The sequence below is a fragment of the Actinacidiphila epipremni genome (assembly GCF_012034175.1).
GTDB lineage: Bacteria > Actinomycetota > Actinomycetes > Streptomycetales > Streptomycetaceae > Actinacidiphila > Actinacidiphila epipremni.
This window is the reverse complement of the sequence record NZ_JAATEJ010000029.1, coordinates 20,718-45,921: the sequence shown is the minus strand read 5'-3', so window position 1 is coordinate 45,921 and position 25,204 is coordinate 20,718. Positions and strand designations below refer to the sequence as shown.

Annotated in this window: 20 protein-coding genes and 1 pseudogene; 10 read left to right on the top strand and 11 right to left on the bottom strand. The window is 74.6% G+C overall.

Annotation, left to right across the window (positions count from 1 at the left end):
• Nucleotides 1-21 precede the first annotated feature (21 nt).
• Together HCN08_RS28735 and HCN08_RS28730 are read right to left on the bottom strand one after the other, a co-directional pair.
• Nucleotides 22-1,260, bottom strand: coding sequence for a ThuA domain-containing protein (locus HCN08_RS28735; protein WP_167986202.1), 1,239 nt, complete (start codon nucleotides 1,258-1,260; stop codon nucleotides 22-24).
• A gap of 323 nt (nucleotides 1,261-1,583) precedes the next feature.
• Nucleotides 1,584-2,891 (bottom strand): ROK family protein, encoded by a 1,308-nt coding sequence (locus HCN08_RS28730; protein WP_167986201.1) that lies wholly within the window; start codon nucleotides 2,889-2,891, stop codon nucleotides 1,584-1,586.
• A gap of 630 nt (nucleotides 2,892-3,521) precedes the next feature.
• Between HCN08_RS28730 and HCN08_RS28725 the strand changes: the two genes are divergently transcribed.
• The 7 genes and pseudogenes from HCN08_RS28725 (at nucleotide 3,522) to HCN08_RS28700 (ending at nucleotide 10,900) form a co-directional block, all read left to right on the top strand.
• Nucleotides 3,522-4,697 carry an inositol-3-phosphate synthase gene (locus HCN08_RS28725; RefSeq protein WP_167986200.1) on the top strand — a complete coding sequence of 392 codons (1,176 nt, stop codon included), beginning with the start codon at nucleotides 3,522-3,524 and terminating at the stop codon, nucleotides 4,695-4,697.
• 233 nt (nucleotides 4,698-4,930) lie between these two features.
• Nucleotides 4,931-5,800, top strand: a complete 870-nt coding sequence (locus HCN08_RS28720) for an SCO3242 family prenyltransferase (RefSeq protein WP_167986199.1) — start codon at nucleotides 4,931-4,933, stop codon at nucleotides 5,798-5,800.
• Nucleotides 5,797-6,648, top strand: a pseudogene (locus tag HCN08_RS37005) (sugar phosphate isomerase/epimerase family protein); the annotation flags it as partial. The gene HCN08_RS28720 and the pseudogene HCN08_RS37005, both read left to right, overlap by 4 nt.
• Nucleotides 6,649-6,654: 6 nt before the next feature.
• Entirely contained in the window at nucleotides 6,655-7,341 is a 687-nt protein-coding gene (locus HCN08_RS37000; RefSeq protein WP_407648908.1) for an EboA domain-containing protein, read from the top strand.
• Nucleotides 7,342-7,408: 67 nt separating this feature from the next.
• The gene (locus tag HCN08_RS28710; protein ID WP_167986197.1) at nucleotides 7,409-8,263 is read left to right on the top strand and encodes a TatD family hydrolase; all 855 of its coding nucleotides are present in this window, start codon (nucleotides 7,409-7,411) and stop codon (nucleotides 8,261-8,263) included.
• A 16-nt stretch (nucleotides 8,264-8,279) separates the two neighbouring features.
• Nucleotides 8,280-9,515, top strand: a complete 1,236-nt coding sequence (eboE, locus tag HCN08_RS28705; RefSeq protein WP_167986196.1) for a metabolite traffic protein EboE — start codon at nucleotides 8,280-8,282, stop codon at nucleotides 9,513-9,515.
• Entirely contained in the window at nucleotides 9,512-10,900 is a 1,389-nt protein-coding gene (locus tag HCN08_RS28700) for an alkaline phosphatase family protein (RefSeq protein ID WP_167986195.1), read from the top strand. The genes eboE and HCN08_RS28700 overlap by 4 nt, the downstream gene beginning before the upstream one ends.
• Nucleotides 10,901-10,925: 25 nt before the next feature.
• Here HCN08_RS28700 and HCN08_RS28695 read toward each other — a convergent pair whose 3' ends face one another.
• Nucleotides 10,926-11,354: a MarR family winged helix-turn-helix transcriptional regulator gene (locus tag HCN08_RS28695; RefSeq protein ID WP_167986194.1), complete on the bottom strand. Its 429-nt coding sequence runs from the start codon at nucleotides 11,352-11,354 to the stop codon at nucleotides 10,926-10,928.
• A 127-nt stretch (nucleotides 11,355-11,481) separates the two neighbouring features.
• On the opposite strand from HCN08_RS28695, the gene HCN08_RS28690 reads away from it, so the two are divergent.
• Nucleotides 11,482-12,345 carry an NAD(P)H-binding protein gene (locus HCN08_RS28690; RefSeq protein ID WP_167986193.1) on the top strand — a complete coding sequence of 288 codons (864 nt, stop codon included), beginning with the start codon at nucleotides 11,482-11,484 and terminating at the stop codon, nucleotides 12,343-12,345.
• A 60-nt stretch (nucleotides 12,346-12,405) separates the two neighbouring features.
• On the opposite strand, the gene HCN08_RS28685 is transcribed toward HCN08_RS28690, so the two are convergent.
• The 4 genes from HCN08_RS28685 to HCN08_RS28670 all read right to left on the bottom strand — a co-directional run bounded on the left by HCN08_RS28685 (nucleotide 12,406) and on the right by HCN08_RS28670 (nucleotide 18,534).
• On the bottom strand, nucleotides 12,406-13,173 hold the full coding sequence (locus HCN08_RS28685; protein ID WP_167986192.1) for a L,D-transpeptidase family protein: 768 nt from the start codon (nucleotides 13,171-13,173) through the stop codon (nucleotides 12,406-12,408).
• A gap of 309 nt (nucleotides 13,174-13,482) precedes the next feature.
• On the bottom strand, nucleotides 13,483-14,304 hold the full coding sequence (locus HCN08_RS28680; protein WP_167986191.1) for a DUF4184 family protein: 822 nt from the start codon (nucleotides 14,302-14,304) through the stop codon (nucleotides 13,483-13,485).
• Between the two features lie 77 nt (nucleotides 14,305-14,381).
• Nucleotides 14,382-16,673: a rhamnogalacturonan lyase family protein gene (locus HCN08_RS28675; RefSeq protein WP_167986190.1), complete on the bottom strand. Its 2,292-nt coding sequence runs from the start codon at nucleotides 16,671-16,673 to the stop codon at nucleotides 14,382-14,384.
• Between the two features lie 157 nt (nucleotides 16,674-16,830).
• Nucleotides 16,831-18,534, bottom strand: a complete 1,704-nt coding sequence (locus HCN08_RS28670) for an ABC-F family ATP-binding cassette domain-containing protein (RefSeq protein ID WP_167986189.1) — start codon at nucleotides 18,532-18,534, stop codon at nucleotides 16,831-16,833.
• Nucleotides 18,535-18,913: 379 nt separating this feature from the next.
• On the opposite strand from HCN08_RS28670, the gene HCN08_RS28665 reads away from it, so the two are divergent.
• Complete coding sequence (locus HCN08_RS28665; RefSeq protein WP_167986188.1) at nucleotides 18,914-19,738, top strand: AfsR/SARP family transcriptional regulator; 825 nt, start codon at nucleotides 18,914-18,916, stop codon at nucleotides 19,736-19,738.
• Here HCN08_RS28665 and HCN08_RS28660 read toward each other — a convergent pair.
• Nucleotides 19,719-20,372 (bottom strand): TetR/AcrR family transcriptional regulator, encoded by a 654-nt coding sequence (locus HCN08_RS28660; RefSeq protein ID WP_167986187.1) that lies wholly within the window; start codon nucleotides 20,370-20,372, stop codon nucleotides 19,719-19,721. The two genes, HCN08_RS28665 and HCN08_RS28660, sit on opposite strands and share 20 nt — an antisense overlap.
• A gap of 113 nt (nucleotides 20,373-20,485) precedes the next feature.
• Nucleotides 20,486-22,003, bottom strand: coding sequence for an MFS transporter (locus tag HCN08_RS28655; protein ID WP_167986186.1), 1,518 nt, complete (start codon nucleotides 22,001-22,003; stop codon nucleotides 20,486-20,488).
• A 223-nt stretch (nucleotides 22,004-22,226) separates the two neighbouring features.
• Between HCN08_RS28655 and HCN08_RS28650 the strand changes: the two genes are divergently transcribed.
• Nucleotides 22,227-22,862 carry a response regulator transcription factor gene (locus tag HCN08_RS28650; RefSeq protein ID WP_167986185.1) on the top strand — a complete coding sequence of 212 codons (636 nt, stop codon included), beginning with the start codon at nucleotides 22,227-22,229 and terminating at the stop codon, nucleotides 22,860-22,862.
• Nucleotides 22,863-22,937: 75 nt separating this feature from the next.
• Here the strand turns inward: HCN08_RS28650 and HCN08_RS28645 are convergent, their stop codons facing one another.
• Nucleotides 22,938-23,387: an ester cyclase gene (locus HCN08_RS28645; RefSeq protein WP_167986184.1), complete on the bottom strand. Its 450-nt coding sequence runs from the start codon at nucleotides 23,385-23,387 to the stop codon at nucleotides 22,938-22,940.
• The gene (locus HCN08_RS28640) at nucleotides 23,384-25,042 is read right to left on the bottom strand and encodes an NAD(P)/FAD-dependent oxidoreductase (RefSeq protein ID WP_167986183.1); all 1,659 of its coding nucleotides are present in this window, start codon (nucleotides 25,040-25,042) and stop codon (nucleotides 23,384-23,386) included. The genes HCN08_RS28645 and HCN08_RS28640 overlap by 4 nt, the downstream gene beginning before the upstream one ends.
• Between the last annotated feature and the right edge of the window lie 162 nt (nucleotides 25,043-25,204).

Sequence of the window (25,204 nt, the reverse complement as noted above, 5' to 3'; positions counted from 1 at the left end):
GCGGGCGCGGGTCGTACGGGATCAGCGGGTGGTCAGGTCGAACTCCTCCCACGGGCCGATGGCCGTGCGGTTGGCGATCAGCGGCTGGGCTCCGGCGCTCTCGGCCGTCACGTACTTGCCGTTGGCCGCCGCCTTGAGGCTGATGCTGCCGTCGCCGTTGTGGATCAGCTGGAAGGTCTCCCACTGGGCGACCGCGGCGCGGTTGGCGATCAGCGCCGCGGCGCCGGCGTTCTCCGCCGTCACGTACTGGTTGTCGGCGTGGGCGCGCAGCGCGATGTTGCCGCCGCCGAGGTCGATCTCGTCGAAGGTCTGGCCGGTGCCGGCGGCGGTGGCGTCGGCGATGAGCGGCTGGGTGGCGCCGGGCGCGGTCACGTACTTGCCGTTGGCGTGCGCCTTGAGGCTGACGCCGTGCTCGGCGGGCGGCGGGGTGGAGGTGGCCGAGCAGTCGGCGGGGAGCACCCCGGCGGCGGTCTGGATGCCGCCGAGCAGCAGGTGCAGGAACTGCGGCTCGCCGTAGCTCTCGGCGGTGTGGCCCATGCCGGTGTACCAGGCCCGGCCGCCGTCGTAGGCGTGGCACCAGGTGGTGGGGTGGTCGGCGCCCATCGTGGAGCCGGCGTAGCTGCTGTCGTCGACCGAGGTCAGGACGTGCACCTGCGGGCGCGGGTCGGTCTGGAAGTCGTACCACTCGTCGGTGTGGGTGTACGTGTCCGGCAGCCCTTGCGTGGACGGGTGGACATGGTCCTCGACATGCACGGTCGCCGGCTGGATCGCGGGGTGCTGCTTGAAGTACGCGCCGACCAGGTTGCCGTACCAGGCCCAGCTGTAGCCGCTGTCGGAGGCGGCGTGCACGCCGACGTATCCGCCGCCGTGCTCGATGTAGCGCTGGAAGGCGTCCTTCTCGGCCTGCGTGCTGACCGGGTCGCCGGTCGCGGACAGGAAGACGACGGCCGCGTACTGGGCGAGGTTGGCGTCGGTGAAGGCCGTGTCGTCCTCGGTGGCGACCACGGTGAAGCCGTGCTGCTGCCCGAGCTGCTGGATCGCGGCGATCCCGGCCGGGATGGAGTCGTGCCGGAAGCCGGTGGTCTTGGAGAACACCAGGACCTTGTACGGCGCCGCGGCGGCCCCCGCGGCGGGTGCGGGCGCGGGCGCCGGGGCGGGCGCGGCGCCCGCCGCGGGGGCGGTGGCGGTCAGGACGGCCGCCGCCGACAGGCTCAGGGCGGCGAGCAGCGCGAGACGGGTGCGTGGGCGGGGCGTGCGCATGGCGGCTCCTCGGGGATACGCACGTGCATGGGGGGATGGACCGCGCGCAACGACGCACCGGTCCGGGGCGCGGTGCGGCGGAGGGCGCACACCGGGCGGCGACCGGTCCGTCCCGCGGCATGGGAGCATCACCTTGGGAGTTGCACGGGACAAGGGATGCTTTCTGCCCGCCGGCGGGGCGCTGATCAGCGCAAACCGCAAGCGGGGTACTGGATTGGTTCGTTGGGTCAAAAAACTAATTGCGGGGACGCGGAGCGTCAAGGGTTGTCACAGACATGCCGGTACGGGTCCTGACGGGCGATCAGGCGGCGCCTGAGGCGGCGTCAGACGGCGGGGCCGGTCACGTCGATGTACGCCGACGGGTCGCGCAGGATCGCCTGGACGCCGGCGCCCGCGGCGCCCAGGACCGCCGCCTCGGTGCCCAGGCCCGAGACCTGGAGCCGGTCGGAGCGCCAGCGGCCCGAGGTGACCCGCTCGTGCAGCTGCACCTGGAGGCTGGGCACGAGCCAGGGCGCGAGCCGGGCGTAGATCCCGCCGATCACCACTTCGGGCGGGTCGAGCAGGTTGACCGCGCCGGACAGCGCCACGCCGAGCGCCCGGCCGGCGACGGCCAGCGCCCGCACCGCCGCCTCGTCGCCGTCGGCGGCCAGCGCCGCCAGGCGCTCCACCGGGGCGCCGGCGTCGGCGGGTGCCTCCTGCACGGCCTGCCGCCGGGTGGCGCCGGGGCGGGTCGCGGCGGCCGGGACCGGGGCCGGGGCGGAGCCGAGCCGGGTGGCGCTCACGGTGTCCAGCTCGGCGGCCTCCAGCAGCGCGTCCTGGCCGGCGTACCGCTCCAGGCAGCCGCGGGCACCGCAGCCGCACTCGGGCCCGTCCGGGGTGACGGTGACATGGCCGATCTCGCCGGCGAAGCCGCCGCCGCGGAAGAGCGTGCCGTCCACCATCAGGCCGGCGCCGATGCCGATCTCGCCCGAGATGTACAGGAAGCTCGCGCCGGCGCCGGCCGGCCGGGCCTGGAACTCGCCGATCGCGGCGAGGTTCGCCTCGTTGTCGACCGAGACCGGCGGGCGCTGCCGGCCCAGGCCCCGGCCGAGCAGGTCGGCGGCCGGGACGTGCCGCCAGTCGAGGTTGGGGGCGTGCAGCACCTTGTCGTCGTGGACCAGGCCGGGCACGCCCAGCGTCACCTGGACGGGGCTGAGCCCGGCGCGCCGGGCGGCGGTGATGGCCCGGGCGGCGAGCCGGCCGGCCGAGTGCAGCGTCTCGGCGGCGTCCCGGCTGCGGTTGCCGGCGCGCTCGGTGAGCCGGACCCGGGGGGCGCCGGTCAGGTCGGTGACGCACACCGCGGTGTAGTCGACGTTGACCTCGACGCCGACACCGGCCGCGCCCTGCGGGTTGAGCGCGAGCGCGCCACCGGGGCGGCCGACCCGGCCCTGGTTCTCCGGGACGTGCTCCACGACCAGGCCGGCCAGCCGCAGCTCCTCCACCAGCGAGGACACGGTCGCCTTGGTGAGCCCGACCCGGGCGGCGACGGCGGCCCGCGAGGCGCTCCCGCCGGCTGCGACCTGACGGAGCACCAGGGCCAGGTTGTGCCGGCGCATGCTCTGCTTGCTGGCCGGCTGCCCGCCGCCGTTCATCACACTGCGACCTTTCTCCGCGGCTGCGGACCGCGACGGGTCCGGCCCGGAAACCTCTTAGGCCCATTTATTCATTCAGCAAACTAATAGCCGCCCCACCGCAGGTCAACGGCCTCCGGAACACTCACAGGAAGCCGTTGGCACGGCGGGGCGAGCCGTCGGGGCGGTACGCGGGCAGGCGCGGCCCGCACCACCAGGAGCGCGCCGGCGGTGATCGCTGCGGATGCCGGGAACGCACCTTACGCGGCGACTTCCGCGCGCCCGTATCCGGCCCCCGCGGGTCGCCGGGGCCTGGCCTCAGGGTTGCCGAAGCCGCGGCGGCGCGTGGTGGGTTCGACGGATTCTTGACCGCCTCTTGCCGCAGCGATGGGGGGTGATTAGTTTATTTGCTGAACTGACGAACGGTCACGCGGGCGTCGTGGGCGGCGGCCGGGCCGGCCCCGTTCCCCGCGGTCCGGCCGGCGGCCGGGCCGCTCCCCCCACCAGCCCGCCAGGCACACCCGCGGCACGCAGGCCGCGCTCACGAGTTCTCCCGCACCGCCAGGCAACGCGCTGACCCCTGCCCGGCCCCGCCCGCGGCAGGTGATACCCGGTACGCCCGGAACGCTTGGAACACCCGGAGGTGAAGGCATGGTCCCTACCGCAGCGGGAGATCGGCTGGGGGTGTGGATCGTCGGCGCACGCGGCTCGGTCGCCACCACCGTCGTCGTAGGCGCAGCCGCCGTCGCCGCGGGTCTCGCCCCGCCGGTCGGCTGCGTCACCGAACTCCCCGACTTCCGCGGCGCCGGGCTCACGCCCGTGGGCCGGCTGGTCTTCGGCGGCTGCGACATCACCGGCGTGCCGCTGGCCAAGCGGGCCGAGCAGCTGGTCGCGGCGGGCGTCGTCCCGGCGGACCTGCCGGCCGCGGTGGGCGGCGCGCTCGCCGCGGCCGAGCGGGAGATCCGGCCGGGCGTGGCCGCGGCGGCGGGGCGGCAGGCGCCGCAGGCCACCGCGATCGCCGCGCAACTGGCCGGCTTCCGGGAGCGGCACGGGCTGGCGCACGTGGTGGTCGTCAACCTCTCCTCGACCGCGCCGCAGCCCGGGCCGCACCCGGCCTACGCGAGCCTCGCCGCGCTGCGGGCCGCGCTGGACGGGCCCGAGCCGGTGCTGCCGCCGCACGCGCTGTACGCGTACGCGGCGCTCGGGGCGGGGTGCGGCTACGTCGACTTCACGCCGTCCGGCGCGATGCGGCTGCCCGCGCTGGCCGAGCTCGCGGCGGAGGCCGGGGTGCCGTACGCCGGCAACGACGGCAAGACCGGCGAGACGCTGGCGCGCAGCGCGCTGGCCCCGATGTTCGCGCACCGGGCGCTGCGGGTGCGGGCGTGGTCCGGCACGAATCTGCTCGGCGGCGGCGACGGGGCGACGCTCGCGGACCCGCGGGCCGCGGCCAGCAAGAACGCGTCCAAGGCGCGGAGCCTGGCGGAGCTGCTTCCCGAGCCGGTGGAGGGCGAGGTCCACATCGACGAGGTGCCCGCGCTCGGCGACTGGAAGACGGCGTGGGACCACATCGCCTTCGACGGTTTCCTCGGCGTGCGGATGACGATGCAATTCACCTGGCAGGGCTGCGATTCGGCGCTTGCCGCTCCGCTGGTCCTGGACCTGGTGCGGCTCCTGGGCCGGGCGATGGCCCGCGGCGCGGTGGGGGTGCAGCCGCACCTTGCCTTCTTCTTCAAGGACCCGCTGGGCTCGGACGAGCATCGCCTGGTCCCGCAGTACGAACTCCTCCGGACCTGGGCCTCCCCGGGCATACCCGACCCCCCGGCCTGACGCCCCCCGGGCGGGGGACTTCCCCACTCCCGGGACCTTCCCCCGGTGGCGGGCTTGTCGCGCAGTTCCCCGCGCCCCTGGTTGTCCCCGGCGCCGCAGGGTCACCCCCCAGGGGTGCGGGAACTGCGCGACCAGCCACAGCGCTGCGGAAGGTCGCACGACAACAGCAAGCAGCAGCCCGGGGCGAAAGGTTCGGCAGGGGGCCGGGGACGGTGTGGCGAGGAGGGCGAGGGATGCGCGGTAAGGACGTGTGGGAGATCGTGCGGGGGCCGGCGGGGCTCACCGTGCCGGGGGACGTCGTGGTCGGGGGGTGCGCCGCGGGGTGGCCGTACGGGAGAGGGAGCGCGGGGCTGGGGGCCGCGTCCGTGCTGCTCTACTGGGGAGGCATGGCGCTCAACGACTACGCCGACCGCGAGGTCGACGCCGTGGAGCGCCCCGCGCGACCGGTGCCGGCGGGGCGGGTGAGGCCGGCGGAGGCGCTGGGGGTCGCCGCGGGGCTCACCGTCGCGGGGGTGGGGCTCGCCGCGGCGGCCGGCGGGCGGCCGGCGGCGGGCGGTGCGGCTGCGGTCGCCGCGGCGGCATGGGCGTACGACCTCGCGCTCAAGGACACCGCGTTCGGACCCGCGGCGATGGCCGCCGCCCGCGGGCTGGACGTCCTGCTCGGCGCCGGGCCGCACGGCCGGCGTGCGGCGGCCCCGGCGGCAGCCGTGATCGCCGCGCACACCGGCGTCGTCATGGCCCTCAGCCGCCGCGAGGCGACCGGCGCCTCCCACCGCCTGCCCGAGGCGACGCTCGCCGCGACCACCGCCCTGGCCGCGGCGGTCGCGGCGGTCAGGGCGGCACCGGGCGCCGCACCGAAGGACCGCGCCGCCGCCACCGCGGCCCTCGCCGTCTACCTGCGCACCTTCGGCGGCAGCCAGTTCGCCGCGATCCGCAGGCCCGACGCCCGCCGGCTGCAACGCGCGGTCGGCGCCGGCATCCACGGCCTCCTGCCGCTCCAGGCGGCCCTGGCCTGCCGCGCGGGCGGCGTCCGGGCCGCGCTCCCGCTGCTCGCGGCGCTGCCCCTGGCCCGCCGGCTCTCCCGGAAGGTCCCACCGACATGACACCCACCCACCCTCAGCCCACGACCTTGCGCTTCGGCTACGGCACCAACGGCTTCGCCAACCACCGCCTCGACGACGCCCTCGACGTGATCGCCGGCCTCGGCTACGAGGGCGTCGCGCTCACCCTCGACCACGCGCACCTCGACCCGTACGACCGGGACCTGCCCGCCCGGCTGGAAGCCGTACGCCGCCGGCTGGATGCCCTCGGGCTCGCGGTCGTCGTCGAGACCGGTGCGCGCTACCTGCTGGACGCCCGCCGCAAGCACTCCCCCACCCTGCTGCACGAGGACGGCCGCGGGGCCCGGCTGGACTTCCTGGAGCGGGCGGTCCGGATCGGCGCCGAACTGGGCGCGGAAGCCGTGTCGTTCTGGTCCGGCGTGCTGCCGGAAGGCACCGCGCCGGAGCGCGGCTGGGAGCTGCTGGCCGAGGGCTGCGCGCGCCTCGCGGACACCGCCGCCCGCGCGGGCGTGGTGCTGGGCTTCGAGCCGGAACCCGGCATGCTGGTCGAGGACCTGGCCGGATACCGGCGGCTGCGCGACGCGCTGGGCGCCCCGGCCTCCTTCCGGCTGACCCTGGACATCGGCCACTGCCGCTGCCTTGAGCCGCTGCCGGTCGCCGACTGCGTACGCCGGGCCGCGACCGACCTGGTGAACGTGCAGATCGACGACATGCGCCGCGGGGTGCACGAGCACCTGGAATTCGGCGCCGGCGAGATCGACTTCACCCCCGTGCTCGCCGCCCTGGCGGATGCCGGCTACCGGGGGCTCGTCGCGGTCGAGCTGCCGCGGCACAGCCACAGCGCCCCGGACACCGCACGCCGCTCGCTGGCCTTCCTGCGCGAGCACGCAACCCCCGTGCGGGCGACGCCCGTTCAGGCGGTGGACGCCGCGCTCACCGCGCAGGGCAGGACCTGGCTCGCCGCGGCGGCGGCCCGGGCCGCCGCAGAACCCGCCGCGCTGGCCGCCGACTTCGCCGCCGCCGGACGGGCCTGCGGGCGGGGCCCGTTGGCGGCGCCGGGGTGGGAGGGCTGGACGGTGGACGAGGCGGTACGGGCGGTGCTGCTCGCCGCCGCTCCGGCGCCGGCCGTCGCGGACCTCTACGCACGCGGTGACCGGGCCGAACGCCGGGCGGTGCTCAGGGCGTTGCCGTATCTGGAGCTGGGCGCCGGGGCCGTGGCGCCGCTGCTGGAGGACGCGCTGCGGACCAACGACACCGCCCTGGTTGCCGCCGCCCTCGGCCCCGCCGCGACCGCGCTGGACGCGGCGGCCTGGCGGCAGGGCGTGCTCAAGTGCGTGTTCCTGGGCGTGCCGTTGAGCGCGGTCGCCGGCCTCGACGAGCGTGCGGACGCCGAACTCGCCCGCATGCTCCTGGACTTCGCGCACGAGCGGGTGGCCGCGGGCCGGGACGTCCCCGCCGACGTGCTCCCGCTGCTGCGCCGGCACCCCGATCTGCTGGCCGCCTCCCCGATCCACGCGGAAGCCGGCTCGCCCGAGCCCCGCAGGGCCGAGGCCGCCCGCCGCGTCCTGGCCCAACTGGGCTGACCCCCCTCATCGCCCCCGACTCCCCACGCCGTCCCCCACCGGCAACCCCCCACGTCAGGAGCACCGCATGCGCATCTTCGACCCGCACATCCACATGACCTCGCGCACCACGGACGACTACCGGGCGATGTACGCGGCGGGCGTACGGGCACTGGTGGAGCCGGCCTTCTGGCTGGGGCAGCCGCGGACCTCCGCGGGCAGCTTCACGGACTACTTCGACGGCCTGCTGGGCTGGGAGCCGTACCGCGCGGCGCAGTTCGGCGTGCGGCACCACTGCGCGCTCGCGCTCAACCCGAAGGAGGCCAACGACCCGCGCTGCGCGGAGGTGCTGGAGCTGCTGCCGCGCTACTTCGCCAAGGACGGGGTGGTCGCGGTCGGCGAGACCGGCTTCGACTCGGTGACGGCGGCGGAGGAGAAGGCGTTCACCGCGCAGCTCGCGCTCGCCGTCGAGCACGCGCTGCCGGCGCTGGTGCACACCCCGCACCGGGACAAGGCGGCCGGCACCGCCCGGTCGCTGGACGTGATCAGGGAGTCGGGCATCCCGGCGGAGCGGGTCGTGGTGGACCACCTCAACGAGCTGACGGTGCGCCAGGTGCTGGAGGCCGGCTGCTGGGCGGGCTTCTCGATCTACCCCGACACGAAGATGGAGCCGGACCGCATGGTGGCGATCCTGCGCGAGTACGGCACCGAGCGGATCCTCGTCAACTCCGCGGCGGACTGGGGCCACAGCGACCCGCTGCGGACGCGCGCCACCGGCGAGGCGATGCTCGCCGCCGGCTTCACCGCCGAGGACGTCGACCGGGTGCTGTGGCGGAACCCGGTGGCCTTCTACGGCGCGAGCGGCCGGCTCGACGTGAGGCCGCAGGACCCCGACCCGGCATTGCTCTTCGCGGGCAACTCCGTCCAGCGCGGCTCCCGTTGACGGAAGGAGATCCACGATGCGGCTGCTCCACCGGGACGGCACCACCGTCCATCTCGGCTACTGCACCAACGTCCACCCGGCCGAGGACCTGGCCGGCATCGTCGGCCAGCTCGACCGCTACGCCGTGCCGGTGCGCGAACGGCTCGGCGCCGACCGGCTGGGCCTCGGCCTGTGGCTCGCGCATGACGTGGCCCGTGAACTCGCCGCCGACCGCGCCGCGTCGACCGCGCTGCGGGCCGAACTCGACGCGCGCGGCCTGGAAGTGGTGACCCTCAACGGCTTCCCCTACCGGGGCTTCCACGACCCGGTCGTCAAGGGCGCGGTCTACCACCCGGATTGGACGACGCGGGACCGGCTCGGCTACACCCTGGACCTGGCCGACGTGCTCGGCGTGCTGCTCCCGGACGACGTGCCGCACGGCAGCATCTCGACGCTGCCGCTGGCCTGGCGCGAGCCGTGGGACGGCCCGCGGCGGGCGGCGGCCGGGGAGCGGATCCGGGCCCTGGAGGCGGGACTTGCCGCCCGGGCCGCCCGGGACGGCCGGCCCGTACGGGTGGGCTTCGAGCCCGAACCGGGCTGCGCGGTCGAGACGGTGGCCCAGGTCGAGCGCGAACTGGCGGGCTTGGGGCCGGACTTGCTGGGGCTGTGCCTGGACGTCTGCCACCTCGCGGTGACGTTCGAGGACCCGGCGCGGGTGCTGGCCCGGCTCGCGGCGGCCGGGCTCGCGGTGGTCAAGGTGCAGGCGTCCTGCGCCCTCCAGGCCGACGACCCGGCGGACCCGGCCGTACGGGAGGCGCTGGCCGGCTTCGTCGAGCCGCGCTTCCTGCACCAGACCCGCGAGCCGGCCGCGCCGCCCGGCCCCGGGACCGTCCCCGCCGCCGGAACCGGCTCCGCCTCCGCCGCAGGAACCGCCGCCGTGCTCGCCGCCGACGACCTCGGCGACGCGCTCGCCGGGCCGCACGCGCTGCCCGGCGCCGCGCCCTGGCGGGTCCACTTCCATGTGCCGCTGCACGCCCCTCCGCAGCCGCCGCTGACCGGGACCTCCGCCGTGCTGGAGGACACCCTCGCGCTGCTGCTCGGCGGGCCGGCCGCGCTGGCCGACCACATCGAGGTCGAGACGTACACGTGGTCGGTGCTGCCGCCGGCGCAGCGGCCGGCCGGCGACGCGGCGCTGGCCGCCGGGATCGCCGCGGAAGTGGCGTGGGCGGCGGGGAAGTTGACCGGGCTCGGGCTGAAGGAGGCCGGGGCATGACGGCAGGAGCGCGGCAACGGACCGTCGTCCTGGACGTGGTGGGGCTGACACCGCGGACGCTCGCGCACATGCCGGCGCTGCGGAAGGTCGCCGCCGACGGCTTCAGCGCCGAACTGACCACCGTCTTCCCGGCGTTGACCTGCCCGGTGCAGTCGAGCATGCTCACCGGCGCGATGCCGGACGAGCACGGCGTCGTCGGCAACGGCTGGTTCTTCCGCGACGCCGGGGAGATCTTCCACTGGCGGCAGTCCAACAGCCTGGTCCACGGGGACAAGTTGTGGGCCGCCGGCCGCCGCCGCGACCCGGGCTACCGTGTCGGCAACATCTGCTGGTGGTACGCGATGGGCATGGACGTCGACGTGACCGTCACCCCGCGCCCGGTCTACCACCACGACGGCCGCAAGTCCGCGGACTGCTACGCCCACCCGCAGTCCGTGCACGACGAACTCACCGCGCGGCTGGGCCGGTTCCCGCTGTTCTCCTACTGGGGACCGGGAGCGGGGATCGCCTCGACCCGGTGGATCGTCGGCGCCGCCGGGCACCTGCTCGACACCCGCGCGCCCGACACGCTGCTGGTCTACATCCCGCACCTGGACTACGAACTCCAGCGGTACGGCCCCGACGGCCCAGAGGCGATCGCCGCGGCCCGTGCGGTGGACGCCGAACTCGCCCCGCTGCTGGAGCGGTTGCGCGCCGAGGGCAGCCAGCTGGTGGCGTTCGGCGAGTACGGCATCACCGCCGCCCGCCGCCCGGTCGACGTCAACCGGGCGCTGCGCCGCGAGGGCCTGCTGCGGGTGTACGTGCAGCAGGGCATGGAGAACCTGGACCCGTGGACGTCACGGGCGTTCGCGGTGGCCGACCACCAGGTGGCGCACGTCTACGTCCGCGACCCGGCCGACGTCCCCCGGGTGCGGGACGTGCTCGGGGCGCTGCCCGGCGTGGCGCAGGTGCTGGACCGGGCCGGGCAGGCGGGGCTGCGCATCGGGCACGAGCGCGCCGGCGAGCTGGTGGCCGTCGCCGAGCCGGACGCGTGGTTCACGTACTACTACTGGCTCGACGACGACCTCGCGCCGGACTTCGCGACCGGCGTGGAGATCTTCCGGAAGGCCGGCTACGACCCGGCCGAGCTGTTCCTGGACCCGTCCGACCCCACGGTGAGACTGCGGGCGGCGCTGTCGGTGGCGGGTCTGAAGCTCGGCATCCGCACCTCGCTGCGGGTGGTCGGGCTCGATCCGTCCTGCGTGCGGGGCAGCCACGGGCGGCTGCCGGACGATCCGCGCGACGGGCCGGTGCTGGTGTGCTCGCAGGCCGCGTACGGCAGGGACCGCTACCACGTCACCGAGGTCAAGGACCTGCTGCTGCGGCTCGCCGGGCTCGCGGACTGAGCCGGGAGAAGGCCGCAGCCGCCGCTCAGGACGCGCCGAGCAGCTCCTCCGCCGCGTGCAGCACGGTGCCGAGCGCGGCCATCAGCCGGTCGCGCTCGGCCGCGCTGAGGCCCGCGGTGACCTGCCGCTCCAGCTCCCGGCGCTCGGACTCGACCGGTTCGCGCAGCGCCCGCCCGGCGTCGGTCAGCCACAGCCGCACCAGCCGGGCGTCGCGCTCGTCACGGCGCCGCTCCAGCAGGCCGCTCGCCGTCATGCGGTCGGCCATCTTGACCACCGTCGGCGTCGTGACGTGCAGCTTCGCCGCGACCTCGCCCGGCGTCCTGCCGTCCTGCTCCCACAGCGCGGCGAGCAGGTGGTGCTGCCCGTAGTGCAGGCCGTGCCGGCGCATGCCCTCCTCGGCGAGCGCGCGCAGCGCCTTGGTGGTCCTGCTGTGCAGGTCGAGGAAGTCGGGCATGGGCGATCGGCCTTCCGTCGGCCACGGCGGCACCCGCCGCCCCGGCAATCGATTGACGGCTAATGATTAACCGGCTAACGTTCCCCTCGAACCGATCATTAGACGGCAAACGATTCAGGGGGACCTCATGATACTGGTCACCGGTGCGACCGGGAACATCGGCCGTGAGCTGGTCAGCCAACTGGACGCGGCAGGCGCCGCGGTACGGATCCTGGTGCGCGACCCGGTCCGGGCAGCGGCCCTCCCCGGCAGCGCCGAGCGCTTCACCGGCGACCTGCTCTCGCCGCGGTCGCTGGCCGGCGCGGTCGCCGGCGTCGACCGGATGTTCCTGCTCACCCCCGGCATCGGCACCGAGGCCGCCGAGCTCGCGGTCACCGCCGCGCAGGCCGCCGGAGTGCGGCACATCGTCCTGCTGTCCTCGACGAACGTGCTCGGCGACCCGATGCCGAAGATGGGCCTGTGGCACCACGCCCGCGAGGAGATCGTCCGCGCGTCCGGCATCCCGGCGACGGTCCTGCGGCCCGGCGGCTTCATGACCAACGCGCTGGACTGGCTGCCCACCATCCGCGAGGCCGGCTACGTCCTCGATCCCGTGGGCCCGGGCCGGATGGCGCCGATCGACCCCGCCGACATCGCGGCCGTCGCCGCCCACGCGCTCACCACCGGCGGCCACGAGGGGAAGGCGTACGAGATCACCGGCGCGGAGCTGTTCACCGTCGCCGAGCAGTCGGCGGTCATCTCCGACACCATCGGCAGGACCATCACCGCGCGCCCCGTCGCCACCCCCGAAGAGGCGGTCGCGGCCCGCTTCCCGAACGGCGCGCCCCCCGCCCTCGCCGAGGCGGTCGTGGAGGGCTTCCGCCTGATGCGCGACGACACCGAGGGTTTGCGCACCGACACCGTCGAGGAGTTGCTGGGCCGCAAGCCCGCCCGCTTCGCCGACTGGTGCGCCCGGCACGCCGGCGTCTTCCGCGCGGCGGCCGACGCCTGATCCGCCCGTCCGGGCGGCAGAGGGGGCCGCCCGGACAGGTCGCCCGGCGCGGGGTCCGGCTCAGGCCGCCAGCGACGCCGCGTCGCCCATGACCACCACCGGGTGGAGGGCCGGGTCGAGCGTGGCCAGCAGGGACTTCATGTGGGACTCGGCGATGCTGACGCAGCCGTGGGTGGGGCCGCCGTGGTCGACGTGGAACCATATGCCGCCGCCCTTGGACTGGCCCATCGGCCGGGTCCAGTCCAGCGGGGACGTACCGGGCTTGCGGTTGTAGTCGATCGCGACGACGTAGTCGAAGGAGCCGGCGAGCGGTTCGCCCTCGAAGCCGCGCCCGCCGATGTGGAAGCCGCCGGAGTGGTGGTACGGCAGCTTGGTGCCGGGGTCGGAGCGCAGGCCGCCGGCGTCGGAGAGGGTGAACACGCCGATTGGCGAGCGCAGGTCGCCGCCGTGGTGGTCGGCGGTCCAGCCGTCCTTGGCGTTGTGCGCGGGCCAGGACGCGCCGGGCTGCCAACCGCTCGCCGTCCACCGGTAGAGCGTCACCGTGGCGTCCGGCGAGTCGATGCCGCGGCCCGTCACCAAGACCACCTGCCGCGCCTCGCGCGGGATCCGGGCGAGCGTCTGCGGCCCGAGCCCGGGCAGCGCGCGCGGCGCGGGGGCCGTCGCGGACGGCGTTGCCGCGGGGGCGGCGGCCGGCGGGGAGTCCGGTGCCGTCGCGGGCACCGCGTGGTCCTGCGCGCTCGTGCCGACGGCCGTGCCGCAGCCGGCGAGCACGGTGAGCGCGGCGACGCTCAGCCCGGACAGCAGGGCGCGCGGGGAGGGGGAAGCCATGAGGTGGGGCCCTTCGGTGCGGAAGTGTCAAAAGTGCGCGAACAGCGGCGATTTACGGCACGCGGGCGCGCCTACCCGCTGCCGCGCACGTCAGTCGGGGAGGTGCGGAGGAGCCGGGCACGCGGGCGGCGGACCGCCACCGGCCGGGCGGCTGCCCGCGGTGCCGCCGCCCCGGCGGCGTGAATCAGTGGCCATACCTCTTGCAACCTGCTGGCGCCACCCGCGGGTTGCCTCGGACCTGCGAGAAGGCGCCGGACAACGCCGCCGGCCGGTGGCACCCCGCCGGCCGCCGCGCGCGTCACGCCCCGCTCACACCGCCCGCCCCCGCCGGGCCACCGCCGCCCGTGCGAGGGCCGCGTAGCCGGCCAGGCCCACCGCGGCGCCCGCGCCGCCGCCGAAGGCGACCGCGGGGATGAGGTCGAGGACGGTCGCGTCCCGCAGCGGCCCCGGCCCCCAGCGGGCCAGCCGCGCCACCACGCCGGCCGCCGTCGCCGCGCCCACCATGACCGTCGCCGCGGCCTTCGTCCGGGGCGCGAGCCGCAGCCGGGACCGTACGGGCGCGGGCGCGGCGTCCGGCGGCGCCGCCCGCCGCAGCACCCCGGCTGCATACCAGGTGATCGCGCCGAGCCCCAGCACCGACGTGCCGAACTGCAGGTCGTAGAAGAGCGGCCGGCCCAGCACCGTGCGGTCCAGCACCGGCAGCAGCCGTACGCCCCACCGGCCGCCGTGCGTGAAGGCGTCCCACACCACGTGGGTGGCCGCGCCCGCCGCGGCCGACACCGCGAACCACGCCGCGTCCGCCGGGCCCCGGCCCCGCCCGGCCGGCGCCGTCAGCGCTTCCGCGGCGCCCGCCCAGCGCACCGGCAGCAGCGCCACCAGCGGCTCGCGCAGCAGCCAGTGCCACCCGGCGACGAGCACCGCGGCGATCGCGACGTCCGCGGTGGGCACGCCGAGCGGGCTGTGGGTGAACTCCCCGAAGCCGAAGGTGCCGTGCGCCAGCGACTCGGTGAAGAACGGCACGTCGGGCGCCAGCGACCCGGCGACCAGGGCCGACGCCACCAGCGGCCCGCGGGCCCGCCCGGCGGGCAGCAGCGGGAGCACGGCGGCGGGATGACTGAGTGTGAACGGCATCCCGCCATCTTCCCTCCGCTCCACCGCGCGGCACGGACGGGGGCGCCCCGTGTCCCCGTCCGTGCCGCGCCGGCGGGTCAGGGGGTGTGGACCTGCGGGCGCGGGGGCGTGCGCATGCCGTTGCCGAGGAAGAAGCTCGGGTGCGGCGGCTGGTTGTAGGCGGTGTTCTGCCAGGCGAGGGCGGTGCGGTACTGCGTGTCGTGCAGCAGCGTGGTGATCCGCAGGTCGGTCGGGGTGGGCGTGGCGTAGATCCGCAGCGCCCGGTTGTCGGTCGTCGGCCAGATCACCTCCTCGCGCCAGTCGCCGAGCAGGTCGCCGGACAGGGACGGGGTGGCCTTGGTGTCGTTGTTCGCGTGGACGCCGGAGGCGGTGAGCAGCCGGGTGTCGGAGGAGGTGCCGTACTTGTCGATGTGCGTGCCGTCGAGCAGTTCGCGCACCGGGTCGCCGTCCCACCAGGCCAGGAAGTTCGTGGAGCCGGGCTTGCGGCCGATGTTCTGCCCGGTGGCGCTGAACAGCCCGCTGACGCCCGCGGACCAGGACTCGGCGCCGGGGCTGCCGGCGTAGACGTCGTCGGAGACGCCGCGGCCGTTGTCGCAGCCGCAGCTGGGGTTGGACCACAGGATCGCGCCGGTTTTCGCGTCGGCGAACCAGGCGGCGAGCTTGGAGGTGTCCTCGTCGACCTTGAAGACCTCGAGTCCCGGGTGGTTGGGGTCGAGGTCGCCGACGTGCAGGGCGTCGCCGTGGCCCTGGCCGGTGTTCCACAGCCGGGTGCCGTTGTCGTCGACGGCCATGGCGCCGTATTCGATCTCGTCCCTGCCGTCGCCGTCGAGGTCGGCGGTGACGAGCTGGTGGTCGCCCTGGCCGGCGTACGAGCCGTTGCCGGCGTCGTCGGTGTCGAACCGCCACCGCTCGGTGAGCCTGCCGCCGCGCCAGTCCCAGGCGGCGATGACGGTACGGGTGTAGTAGCCGCGGGCCATGATGATCGAGGGGCGCGAGCCGTCGAGGTAGGCGGTGCCGGCCAGGAAGCGGTCGACGCGGTTGCCGTAGGAGTCGCCCCAGGACGAGACGCTGCCGCGCGGCGGGTCGTAGTCGACGGTCTGCAGCGCGGCGCCCGACCGGCCGTCGAAGACGGTCAGGAACTCCGGGCCGGACAGGACGTAGCCCGACGAGTTGCGGTAGTCCGCGCTCGCGCTGCCGATGGTACGGCCCGCGCCGTCGACCGTGCCGTCGGCGGTCTTCATGACGACCTCGGCCCGGCCGTCGCCGTCGTAGTCGTAGACCTGGAACTGCGTGTAGTGGGCGCCGGAGCGGATGTTGCGGCCGAGGTCGATCCGCCACAGCCGGGTGCCGTCGAGGGTGATGCCGTCGAGGATCGTGTCGCCGGTGTAGCCGGACTGGGAGTTGTCCTTGGCGTTGGTCGGATACCACTTCAGGACCAGGTCGAGGCGGCCGTCGCCGTCGAGGTCGCCGACGCTGGCGTCGTTGGCCTCGTAGGTGTAGGCGACGCCGTCGGGGGTGGTGCCGCCGGGCGGCGGGGAGATCGGGACGTCGTGGTAGCCGTTCGCAAAGGACAGCGAGGCGGGCGAGGCGGCCTGCTCGGTGCCGCCCACGACCGCGCGCACGGTGTACGAGGCGGTGGCCGCGGCGCCGCTGTCGAGGTAGTCCGTCGCGCCGGTCAGCGGCGCGGAGTTGAGCTTGGTGCCGTCGCGGAAGACGTCGAAGGCGACGTCGTCGGGGTCGGTGGCCAGCCAGCGCCAGGAGACGAGGTTGGCCGAGCCGCTGCGGACGGAGATCACGCCGCGGTCCAGCTTCTCGACCTGGCGGCCCTGGCCGGAGGAGGGCGGGCTCGTGGGCGGGGAGGTCGGCGGGCTGCTGGGCGGGGAGGTCGGCGGCGTGGTCGGCGGGGACGTGGGCGGGCCGGTCGGGGCGCCCGTGCAGGCGGCACCGTTGAGGGTGAAGCCGGCCGGGGTGGTGGGGGTGGCGGAGCCGGTGAGGGCGCCGTTGAAGCCGAAGGTGGCGGTGCCGCCGGACGGGACGGCGCCGTTGTAGGCGGCGTTGGTGGCCGTCACCTGGGCGCTGCCGAGCGTCACGTCGGCGTTCCACGCCTGGGTGACGGTCTGGCCGGCGCCGAAGGTCCACTTCAGGGTCCAGGACGACACCGCGTCGCCGAGGTTGTGGATCGTCACGGAGGCGCCGAAGCCGCCCTGCCAGGAGCTGGTGACGGTGTAGTCGACCGCGCAGCCGGCGGTGGCCGCCGCGGCGCCCGGCGGTGCCTGCACGGCCCATGCGGCGCCGGCCGCGACGAGCGCGCCCGCCGTGGTCGCCGCCCAGGCGCGGCGGCGCCGGGCGCGGGGGTGGGGGGTGGTCATGGAGTCCTCCAGGGGTGGGGGGAAGGAGCGTGACCCGCAGTCATGATGGGAGCGCTCCCACGCCCCGTCAACGCCTCCCGCGCAAACCCGCGCCGCCGCCCGCGCCCGCGGCGGGCAGGCGGGGCGGGCGGGCGCCGCGGGCGCGGCGGCTTCGGTGTCACTCCCCCGGCGGGTTCGCCTCGCGCAGGACGCCGTCCGTGAGGTCCAGCCGGCGGGTGACGCCGATGCCGGCGAGGAAGCGCTCGTCGTGGCTGACGACGACGAAGGCGCCCTGATACGCCGTCAGCGCCGCCTCCAGCCGGGCGACACCGGCCAGGTCGAGGTTGTTGGTGGGCTCGTCCAGGAGCAGCAGGTGCGGCGCGGGCTCGGCATGCAGGACGCAGGCCAGCGTCGCGCGCAGCAGTTCGCCGCCGGACAGGGCGCCGACCGGGAGCCGGGTGGCGCGCGGGCCGCGGAAGAGGAAGCGGGCCAGCAGGTTCATCCGCTCGGGCTCGGGCATGGCCGGCGCGAACGCCGCGAGGTTGGCGGCGACGCTGAGGGCGGGGTCGAGCAGGTCGAGCCGCTGCGTGAGGTACGCGGTGCGGCCCGCGGCCCGGGTGACCTCGCCGGAGTCCGGTTCCAAGTCGCCGCCGACCAGCCGCAGCAAGGTGGACTTGCCGGCGCCGTTCGGGCCGGTCAGCGCGATGCGCTCGGGGCCGCGGACGATGAGGTCGGCGCCCTGGCCGGCGAAGATCTGCCGCTGCCCGCGGCTGATCCGCAGATGCTCGCCGGCGAAGACGGTACGGCCCGCGGGCACCCGGGTCAGCGGCAGGTCCAGGGCGATCCGGTCGTCGTCGCGTACCGCGCGCCCCGCCTCGTCCAGCCGGGCCCGCGCGTCGCCGAGCCGGGCGGCGTGCACACCGCCGGCCCGGCCCGCGGACTCCTGGGCGCGGCGCTTGAGGCCGCCGGCGACGATCTTCGGCAGGCCGGCGCTGCCGAGGTTGCGGGCCGCGGTGCTCGCCCGGCGCTCGGCGCGCTCCCTGGCCTGCTGCATCTCCCGCTTCTCCCGCTTGACCTCGGCCTCCGCGGCGCGCAGGTTCTTGTGCGCGACCTCCTGCTCGGCCTGCAGGGCCTGCTCGTAGGCGGTGAAGCCGCCGCCGTACATCCGCAGCTCACCGGCGTGCAGCTCGGCGGTGCGGTCCATCAGGTCCAGCAGCTCGCGGTCGTGGCTGACCAGCAGCAGGCAGCCGGTCCACTCCTCGACGACGGTGTGCAGCCGGGCGCGCGCGTCGCCGTCGAGGTTGTTGGTCGGCTCGTCGAGCAGCAGCACGTCGGGGCGGGCGAGCAGCCGGGCGGCCAGGCCCAGGCTCACGGTCTGGCCGCCGCTGAGGGTGTGCAGCCGGCGGTCCAGGGCGACGTCGGCCAGGCCGAGGCGGTCGAGCTGGGCGCGGCTGCGGTCCTCCACGTCCCAGTCGTCGCCGATGGCGGCGTAGTGGCGCTCGTCGGTGTCGCCGGCCTCGATGGCGTCCAGGGCGGCGATGACGGGGGCGACACCGAGGACGTCGGCGACGCTGAGGTCGCCGGCCAGCGGCAGCGTCTGCGGCAGATAGCCGAGCACGCCGTCGACGGTCACCGTGCCGGCGGTGGGCCGCAGCTCGCCGGCGATCAGCCGCAGCAGGGTGGACTTGCCGGCGCCGTTGGGGGCGACCAGGCCGGTGCGGCCGGGGCCGGCGGTGAAGGACAGCTCCTGGAAGACCGGGGTGTCGTCGGGCCAGCCGAAGGACAGCCGGGAGCAGATGACGCGGGCGTCGGCGGGGGAAGCGGCGGACGCCGAGAAAGGGGAGGAAGGCGGGGAAGGAGGGGAAGTGGACGAAGGAGACATGGCGGGACCTCGCTGCGCATGGCCGCGCGCCGGCCGCGGGCCGGGGCACGTGAACGGGAGAAGGAAGGCACTCGGGGAACGACGGGACGGCCACCCGGTGCGGCGCCCTGCGCGCCCTACCGGTGGCCCGGGGCTCCGGACTCACCCGGAGATGTCGTCGTCACCCGCCACGCGGGCCCTCCCTGGCTGCCGTCCGGGCCTTCCCCGGCCCGGACCTCGATCTTCCGCACCTTCGACCATAGCAGCCCCTCCCGGCACGGCGGCGGCTGCGGGCGTTCAACGGCGGGGGCGCGCGACGGGAGCGCCGGTAGACTCGGGCGATCGTGCGGCCGGCCCCGGCCGCCGGGATCCGCCACGACGCCGCGAGGAGTGACCCCGCTTGGAGTTCGGTGTACTCGGTCCGTTACGGGTCCGCGACGCGGACCGTGACCACACGCCCACCGCCCCCAAGCAGCGGCAGCTGCTGTCCCTGCTGCTGCTCGACGCCGGGAACGTCGTCCCGGCGAGCCGCTGCGTGGCCGAGCTGTGGGGCGGCGCGCCGCCGAGCAGTGCGGCGGCCACGCTGCAGTCGTACGTGCTGTCGCTGCGGCGGATGCTGGCGGCGATGCCGAGCGTCGGGAGCGCGGCGGCGGCCCGGCGGTTGCTGGAGACCCGGGAGAACGGCTACTCGCTGGTGGTGCCGGTCGACGCGCTGGACCTGGGGCGGTTCCGGGCGCTCGCCCGGCGCGGCAGCGCGCTGATGCACCGTGACGACCGGGGCGCCTCGCGGCTGCTGGGGATGGCGCTGGAGCTGTGGCAGGGCCCGGCGCTGGCGGGGGTGCCGGCCGGGCCGGTGCTGGAGCAGCAGCTGGCGGTGCTGCACGAGGAGCTGCTGAGCGTCAGGACGCAGCGCATCGACGCCGACCTGAGCCTGGGCCGGCATCGCGAGCTGCTGGCGGAGCTGGCGGGGCTGGCGGCGAACGAGCCGTCGGAGGAGTACGTCCAGGCGCAGTACATGCTGGCGCTGCACCGCTCGGGCCGGCGCGCGCAGGCGCTGGAGACGATGGAGCGGCTGCGCCGGGTGCTGCGTGACGAGCTGGGCCTGGAGCCGTCGCCGTGGGTGGAGAACCTGCACCGGGCGATGCTGGACGACGCCGACGGCGCCGCGGACGGGGCGCTGCCGCGGCAGCCGGGGCCGGGGTGGGTCACTCCTCCGGTGCCATGACGGCCCGCACCAGCGGGACGGCGATCCGCAGCACGTCCTCCAGCGGCGCCTCGGCGAGGTCGGGCAGCCGCAGCAGGTAGCGCTGGGAGACCACGCCCATCATCACCGCGGCGAAGACGGCGGCCCGCAGCCGCGCGTCGGGGCCCTCGATACGGGCGGCGACCCGGTCGACGACCTCGCCGGTGATGTGCCGGCGCAGCAGTTCGGCGGCTTCGGCGCTGGTCATGCTGGCCCGCAGCAGGACGGACATGGGGCTGTCCTCCTCGGCGGCCCAGCGCCCGAGCAGGGCGCGCAGGTAGTTGTCGGCGGTGCGGTCGGGGTCGGCGTCGGCGAGTTCGTCTATCCGGGCGTGCCAGTGGACGGCCTCCCGGAAGAGCGCGTCCTTGGTGCCGAAGTAGCCGATGACCGACGCCTTGTCGACGCAGGCGGCCCGGGCGATGCCGCGGATGGTGGCCTTCTCGTAGCCGTGCCGGCCGAACTCGGCGCGGGCGGCCTGGAGGATACGGCGCCGGGTGCGCTCGCCCTTGGTCTCGGCCCTGGCCGGGGCGGTCGGCTCGGCGGTCGTCCCGGCCAGGGTCCTGGCGGTCGTCCCGGCCCGGGGCCTGGTGGCCTCGTGGGTGTCGGCACCTGTCATGGCATCAGCTCCTCGGTGGACCCGCCCGACTGTAGAGGACACCGCCGGCTCCCCCCGGGGCCGAAGGGGCGTACGTGGCCCCGGGGGGAGCCGGCGGCAGCGGCTCGCGGGCGTCAGTGGCCGCCGTGCGCGCCGCCCTCGGTGCCCTCCTGCGGGGGTGCGTCGAGCACGAACGCGGCGAAGACCGCGCCGACCAGGAACACTCCGAGCGAGACGAGGTAGCCGCGGTCGTAGCCGTGGGTGATGGCGTCGGCGGCGCGGTACATCATCTTGGTGTCGTGGTTCTTGAAGGCGTCGATGAGCTTGTCGCCGGCGTCGGCCAGCCGGTGGTTGGCGACGGCGGTGACCAGGGTGGTCATGGTGGCCAGGCCCAGCGCGCCGCCGATCTGCTGGGAGGTGTTGAGCATCGCCGACGCGCTGCCCGACTCGTGCGGCCTGACGCCGCGTACCGACAGCACGGTCAGCGGCACGAACGTGCTGCCCAGGCCGAGCGCGGTGATGATGGTGCCCGGCAGCACCCCGCCGGCGTAGCTGGACCAGGGGCGCAGGGAGCTGAGGATCAGCATGCCGACGGCGGCGAGCAGCAGGCCGGTCACCAGCAGCACGCGGGGCGGCACCTTGGACACCAGCCGGGAGCTGACGGTGGCGGCCAGGCCGATGGCGGCGGTGAAGGGCAGGTAGCACAGCCCGGTCTTGACGGCGCCGTAGCCGAGGATCTGCTGCTGGAAGAGGGTGGTGAAGTAGAAGGTGGAGAACATGCCGACGCCGGTGCACAGCAGGACGACGTAGGCGCCGCCGCGGTTGCGGTCGCGCAGGACGTTCATGGGCAGCATGGGGTGGCTGCCGCGGATCTGGGTGAGGACGAAGGCCGGCAGCAGCACCGCGGCGGCGGCGAAGCAGATCAGGGTGCCGAGGTCGCCCCAGCCCTCGATGCCGGCGCGGTTGATGCCGTAGACGAGGGAGACCAGGCCCAGGGTGCCGACGGCGGCGCCGGGGGCGTCGAGCCGGCCGTTGACCTTGCGGGGCTCCTGGAGCACGGCGGTGCCGATCAGTACGGCGATGCCGATGGGGACGTTGATCAGCAGCACCCAGCGCCAGTCCAGGTACTGGGTGAGGGCGCCGCCGAGGATGAGGCCGACGGCGGAGCCGACGCCGGCCATGGCGGCGTACAGGCCCATGGCGCGGTTGCGGGGCTTGCCCTCGGCGAAGGTGGTGGCGATCAGGGCGAGCGCGGTGGGTGCGGCGACGGCGGCGCCCGCGCCCTGCAGGACCCGGGCGGTGATCAGGACGGCGGAGTTGGGCGCGATGCCGCCGAGTAACGAGGCGAGGGTGAAGAAGGTGACGCCGGCTCGGAACATCCGGCGGCGGCCGAACAGGTCGCCGGCCCGGCCGCCGAGCAGCATGAGCCCGCCGAAGGCGAGGGCGTAGGCGTTGACGACCCAGGCGAGGTTGCTCTCGGAGATGTCGAAGGCGTCACGGATGCTGGGCAGCGCGATGTTCACGATGGTGGCGTCGAGCACGACCATGAGCTCGGCGCCAGTCAGGACGAAGAGTGCCAGTGCGGGATGGCGCGTTCCGGGCAACGGCTCCGCGGCGACGCGCGCCGGGGCGACCTTGTCTTCCAGGGACATGGAACCTCCACGCGGTTGTACGGAACAACAGGCTGACGTGGTGACCATAAAAACTATACAGCTGTTTAGTTTTACGGTTCCGGCCATCTCGGCATCTGTCGCCCGGACAGCAATCTGAGCGGTGACAGCCGGCCGACGGCCCCCGCACCCTGAAACGGATTTAGCACGGCGCCGTTGCGGCAGCCGGCCGTATCTGCGCCGCCATCCAAGCCCGGGGGGACTCATGCCAGGTACGGCGGCCACCAGGATTCTGATCGTCGACTCCCATCCGATCTCGCTCGCCGGATTGCGGACAATCCTGGATAACTACCAGGATCTGGAAGTGGTGGGCACCTTGGAGGACGACCAGGACGTGCAGTCCGCATACCGGAAACTCCTGCCGGATGTGGTGATAGTCAATACCCACGCCCATGCCTCGGAGGCGCACCGCACGGTCGTGGCGCTGACCGCGATGCATCCTCCGGCAGCTCCGGCCAACGTCCTGGTGCTGATCAGCGGCCCTGCGGGCGAGGCGCACGAGGTGCTGCGGGCGGGCGCGAAGGGGCTGCTGCCCAATCGCAGCAGCGCGGCGGAACTTGCCGCCGGAGTGCGCCTGACGGCGACCGGGACCTCGCTGCTTTTGCCGGCGGAAAACGGCAGGGGTGATTCCCCGCTGGCCCGGCTGACGGACCGCGAGGTGGAGATTTTCCGGCTCATCACCCGGGGCTACTCGAATGCGGAGATCTCCGGTTCGCTCCAGGTGAGCGAAAGCACGGTGAAGTCCCACATTCAACATCTCATGGACAAGCTGGGGTTGCGCAACCGGGTGCACGCGGTCATTTTCGCCTATGAGCGCAATATCGTGCACTCCCGCTCCTGACGTATTTCCAGGGCCCCCGGCATACGAAAGCAGGAGAATCCGCCTCCCTATGCCGGGGAACCGAGGGAATTTCCGTCAGCCGGCGCCGCGCAGTTGTGAGACCACGGCCCAGCGGTCGAACACATTGCGGTCCTCGACCACCAGCCCGCCGGCCACCCGCCACAGCTGGATGCCCTCGGAAACCACCAGCCGCCCGGTCGGCGGCACCCCGGCGAACTCGGCGACATGGGTGGCCCGGGTGGTGAACCAGGTGGCCACCCACGGCCCCTCGGCGATCTGCAGGCCGATGGACACCTGGAGGCCCGCGAAGGCCGTCCGGCGGCCCCGTACGCTCGCCCGCGGCCCCTCGGGGCCCACCGGCTTCCCGCCGAGCACGAAGTCCGGGGCGAAGACGGCGTCGGCCACGTCGAGGTTGCCGCGCGTCCAGCCCTCCTCGAACCAGTAGCGCGCGAGGTCCTTGTTGGCCTGCTGCTCGTCGACACCGCGGTGCCGGTCGACGACGGCCGGCCGGGCGTGGCCGCTCACCGGCCCGTCCAGCCGCCCTTGGCGGCCTGCGCGCGGAAGGCGGCCAGCGCCTGCGTGCCCAGCGCGGACAGCTCGGGCAGCGGCGAGCCGGAGATCTCCTCCAGGTAGTGCAGCATGTCGCTCTGGCTGGGGAAGACGAAGCGGTGGTCCAGGTCCTTCCAGCCGAAGCTGCGGGAGACCGCCTCGCTGGACTCCACCATCCGCAGGATCATGTCCGCGGCGGTGTCGCCGTCGATCTCCCCGGACTCGTACAGCAGGCAGGCCCGCTCGGTGGCCTCCACCAGCTCCTTGAACGCGTCGCTGTCCGGCCACCACAGGCCGGTGTGCGGGGCCTTCTCCAGCGCCTCGAAGACGGCGGGGTCGCCGGTGGCGCGGAAGGCCCGGATCGCGTTGTTGATCCGCAGCGTGCCCGGGGTGGTGCCGCTGCCCCAGACGCGGAAGACCGCGTCCCACAGCCGGAAGTGCGTGAAGGAGATGTACGAGCAGTTGACCAGGATGTCGTTCCAGTTCAGCAGCCCCTGCTCCATCTCCTCGACGAAGGCGAAGCGCTCCTCGCTGAAGTCGTCGTCCTTCAGCGCCGCGAGCAGCCGCGGGGCGAGGACGTTGATCAGCTCGAAGGTGTTGGACATGCCGCGCGAGTACAGCGGGTCGAGGAAGCCGGCCGCGTGCGACATCAGGCACCAGCGCTTGCCGACCGTCTTGTTCGACGAGTACTGCATCCGGCCGGTGGACACCCACTCGCGCACCTTGCGGGCGCCGGTGAACTGCCGTTCCACGGCCGGGAAGCGCGCGATGAGCTGCGCGAACTCCTCGTCCGGGGTGATGTCGGTGGGCTTGGGGTACAGCCGCTCGTCGAGCGTCACGCCGACCGAGCACAGCGGGTTGCGGGACTTGTCGTGGTTGTCGAACGGGATGATCCAGAACCAGCCGCGCTCGAAGAGGTGGTGCATGGTGCCCTCGTGCCAGCGGGCCGGCGGCTTGAGCGCGTCGGGTGTGTCGACGACGTCGTCGAACGGCGTGACGCCCACCATGTGGGTGAACATCGAGCGGGCGTGGTGCCGGAAGCGGGCCGGCTTCTCGCGCAGCTCCAGGTGCTCGGCGAGCGGCGAGCGGAAGCCGCTGGCGTCGACCAGGTAGCGCGCGCAGACCTCGCGGCCGTCGCCGCCGAGCAGGGTGACCCGGTCGTCGTCGAAGGCGACCTTGGTGACCATCCAGTTCTGCCGGGTGTCGCAGCCGTTGCTCACCGCGAGCCGGAACAGGAACGCGTCGCTGTCCTGCCGGAACAGGTGGCTGGACTCCGACAGCTGCTTGGGGATGACGAACTGGTGGGCCTGGGACGGGTCGGGCTCCTCACCGGGGTGGTGCAGCATGAAGCCGAAGTGCCGCTTGCGCCCGAAGGTGTTGCTGACCTTCTCGTTGATGACGTTGGCGTCGGCCAGCGCGAACAGCTCCGGGACGTCGTAGCGCAGGGCCAGTACCTCCATCCAGGCGGTCAGCTGCGGGATCATCGACTCCCCGACGGCGAACCGCGGATGGCTGCCCGCGTCCGCGAGCAGCACCTTCGCGCCTTGCTTGGCGAGCACGGCGCCCAGCGAGGACCCGGCGATGCCGGCCCCGAGAATCGCCACGTCGTATTCGGGCCTGGAAGTGGACATGAAGGAATGCCTCCCGGTTGTCGGATCGCGGACACCCAGTCGGGCCGACGTCCGCCTTCTGACGATGTCACCGGGGCGTGAAGGGCAGAGAAAGCACGCATAATGCAGGCCACCGCCCATGCACGGGGGAGGCGGTGGCCTGCGGTCAGCTGGTCCGGCGGG

What these genes read in the sequence shown, in the direction of transcription:
- HCN08_RS28680 (WP_167986191.1), bottom strand. Translation starts at nt 14,304, where the DNA reads ATGCCGTTCACACTCAGTCATCCCGCCGCCGTGCTCCCGCTGCTGCCC.
- HCN08_RS28690 (WP_167986193.1), top strand. Translation starts at nt 11,482, where the DNA reads ATGATACTGGTCACCGGTGCGACCGGGAACATCGGCCGTGAGCTGGTC.
- HCN08_RS28660 (WP_167986187.1), bottom strand. Translation starts at nt 20,372, where the DNA reads ATGACAGGTGCCGACACCCACGAGGCCACCAGGCCCCGGGCCGGGACG.
- HCN08_RS28675 (WP_167986190.1), bottom strand. Translation starts at nt 16,673, where the DNA reads ATGACCACCCCCCACCCCCGCGCCCGGCGCCGCCGCGCCTGGGCGGCG.
- HCN08_RS28730 (WP_167986201.1), bottom strand. Translation starts at nt 2,891, where the DNA reads ATGAACGGCGGCGGGCAGCCGGCCAGCAAGCAGAGCATGCGCCGGCAC.
- HCN08_RS28685 (WP_167986192.1), bottom strand. Translation starts at nt 13,173, where the DNA reads ATGGCTTCCCCCTCCCCGCGCGCCCTGCTGTCCGGGCTGAGCGTCGCC.
- HCN08_RS28720 (WP_167986199.1), top strand. Translation starts at nt 4,931, where the DNA reads ATGCGCGGTAAGGACGTGTGGGAGATCGTGCGGGGGCCGGCGGGGCTC.
- HCN08_RS28710 (WP_167986197.1), top strand. Translation starts at nt 7,409, where the DNA reads ATGCGCATCTTCGACCCGCACATCCACATGACCTCGCGCACCACGGAC.
- HCN08_RS28650 (WP_167986185.1), top strand. Translation starts at nt 22,227, where the DNA reads ATGCCAGGTACGGCGGCCACCAGGATTCTGATCGTCGACTCCCATCCG.
- HCN08_RS28695 (WP_167986194.1), bottom strand. Translation starts at nt 11,354, where the DNA reads ATGCCCGACTTCCTCGACCTGCACAGCAGGACCACCAAGGCGCTGCGC.
- HCN08_RS28700 (WP_167986195.1), top strand. Translation starts at nt 9,512, where the DNA reads ATGACGGCAGGAGCGCGGCAACGGACCGTCGTCCTGGACGTGGTGGGG.
- HCN08_RS28655 (WP_167986186.1), bottom strand. Translation starts at nt 22,003, where the DNA reads ATGTCCCTGGAAGACAAGGTCGCCCCGGCGCGCGTCGCCGCGGAGCCG.
- HCN08_RS28640 (WP_167986183.1), bottom strand. Translation starts at nt 25,042, where the DNA reads ATGTCCACTTCCAGGCCCGAATACGACGTGGCGATTCTCGGGGCCGGC.
- HCN08_RS28725 (WP_167986200.1), top strand. Translation starts at nt 3,522, where the DNA reads ATGGTCCCTACCGCAGCGGGAGATCGGCTGGGGGTGTGGATCGTCGGC.
- eboE (WP_167986196.1), top strand. Translation starts at nt 8,280, where the DNA reads ATGCGGCTGCTCCACCGGGACGGCACCACCGTCCATCTCGGCTACTGC.
- HCN08_RS28735 (WP_167986202.1), bottom strand. Translation starts at nt 1,260, where the DNA reads ATGCGCACGCCCCGCCCACGCACCCGTCTCGCGCTGCTCGCCGCCCTG.
- HCN08_RS28670 (WP_167986189.1), bottom strand. Translation starts at nt 18,534, where the DNA reads ATGTCTCCTTCGTCCACTTCCCCTCCTTCCCCGCCTTCCTCCCCTTTC.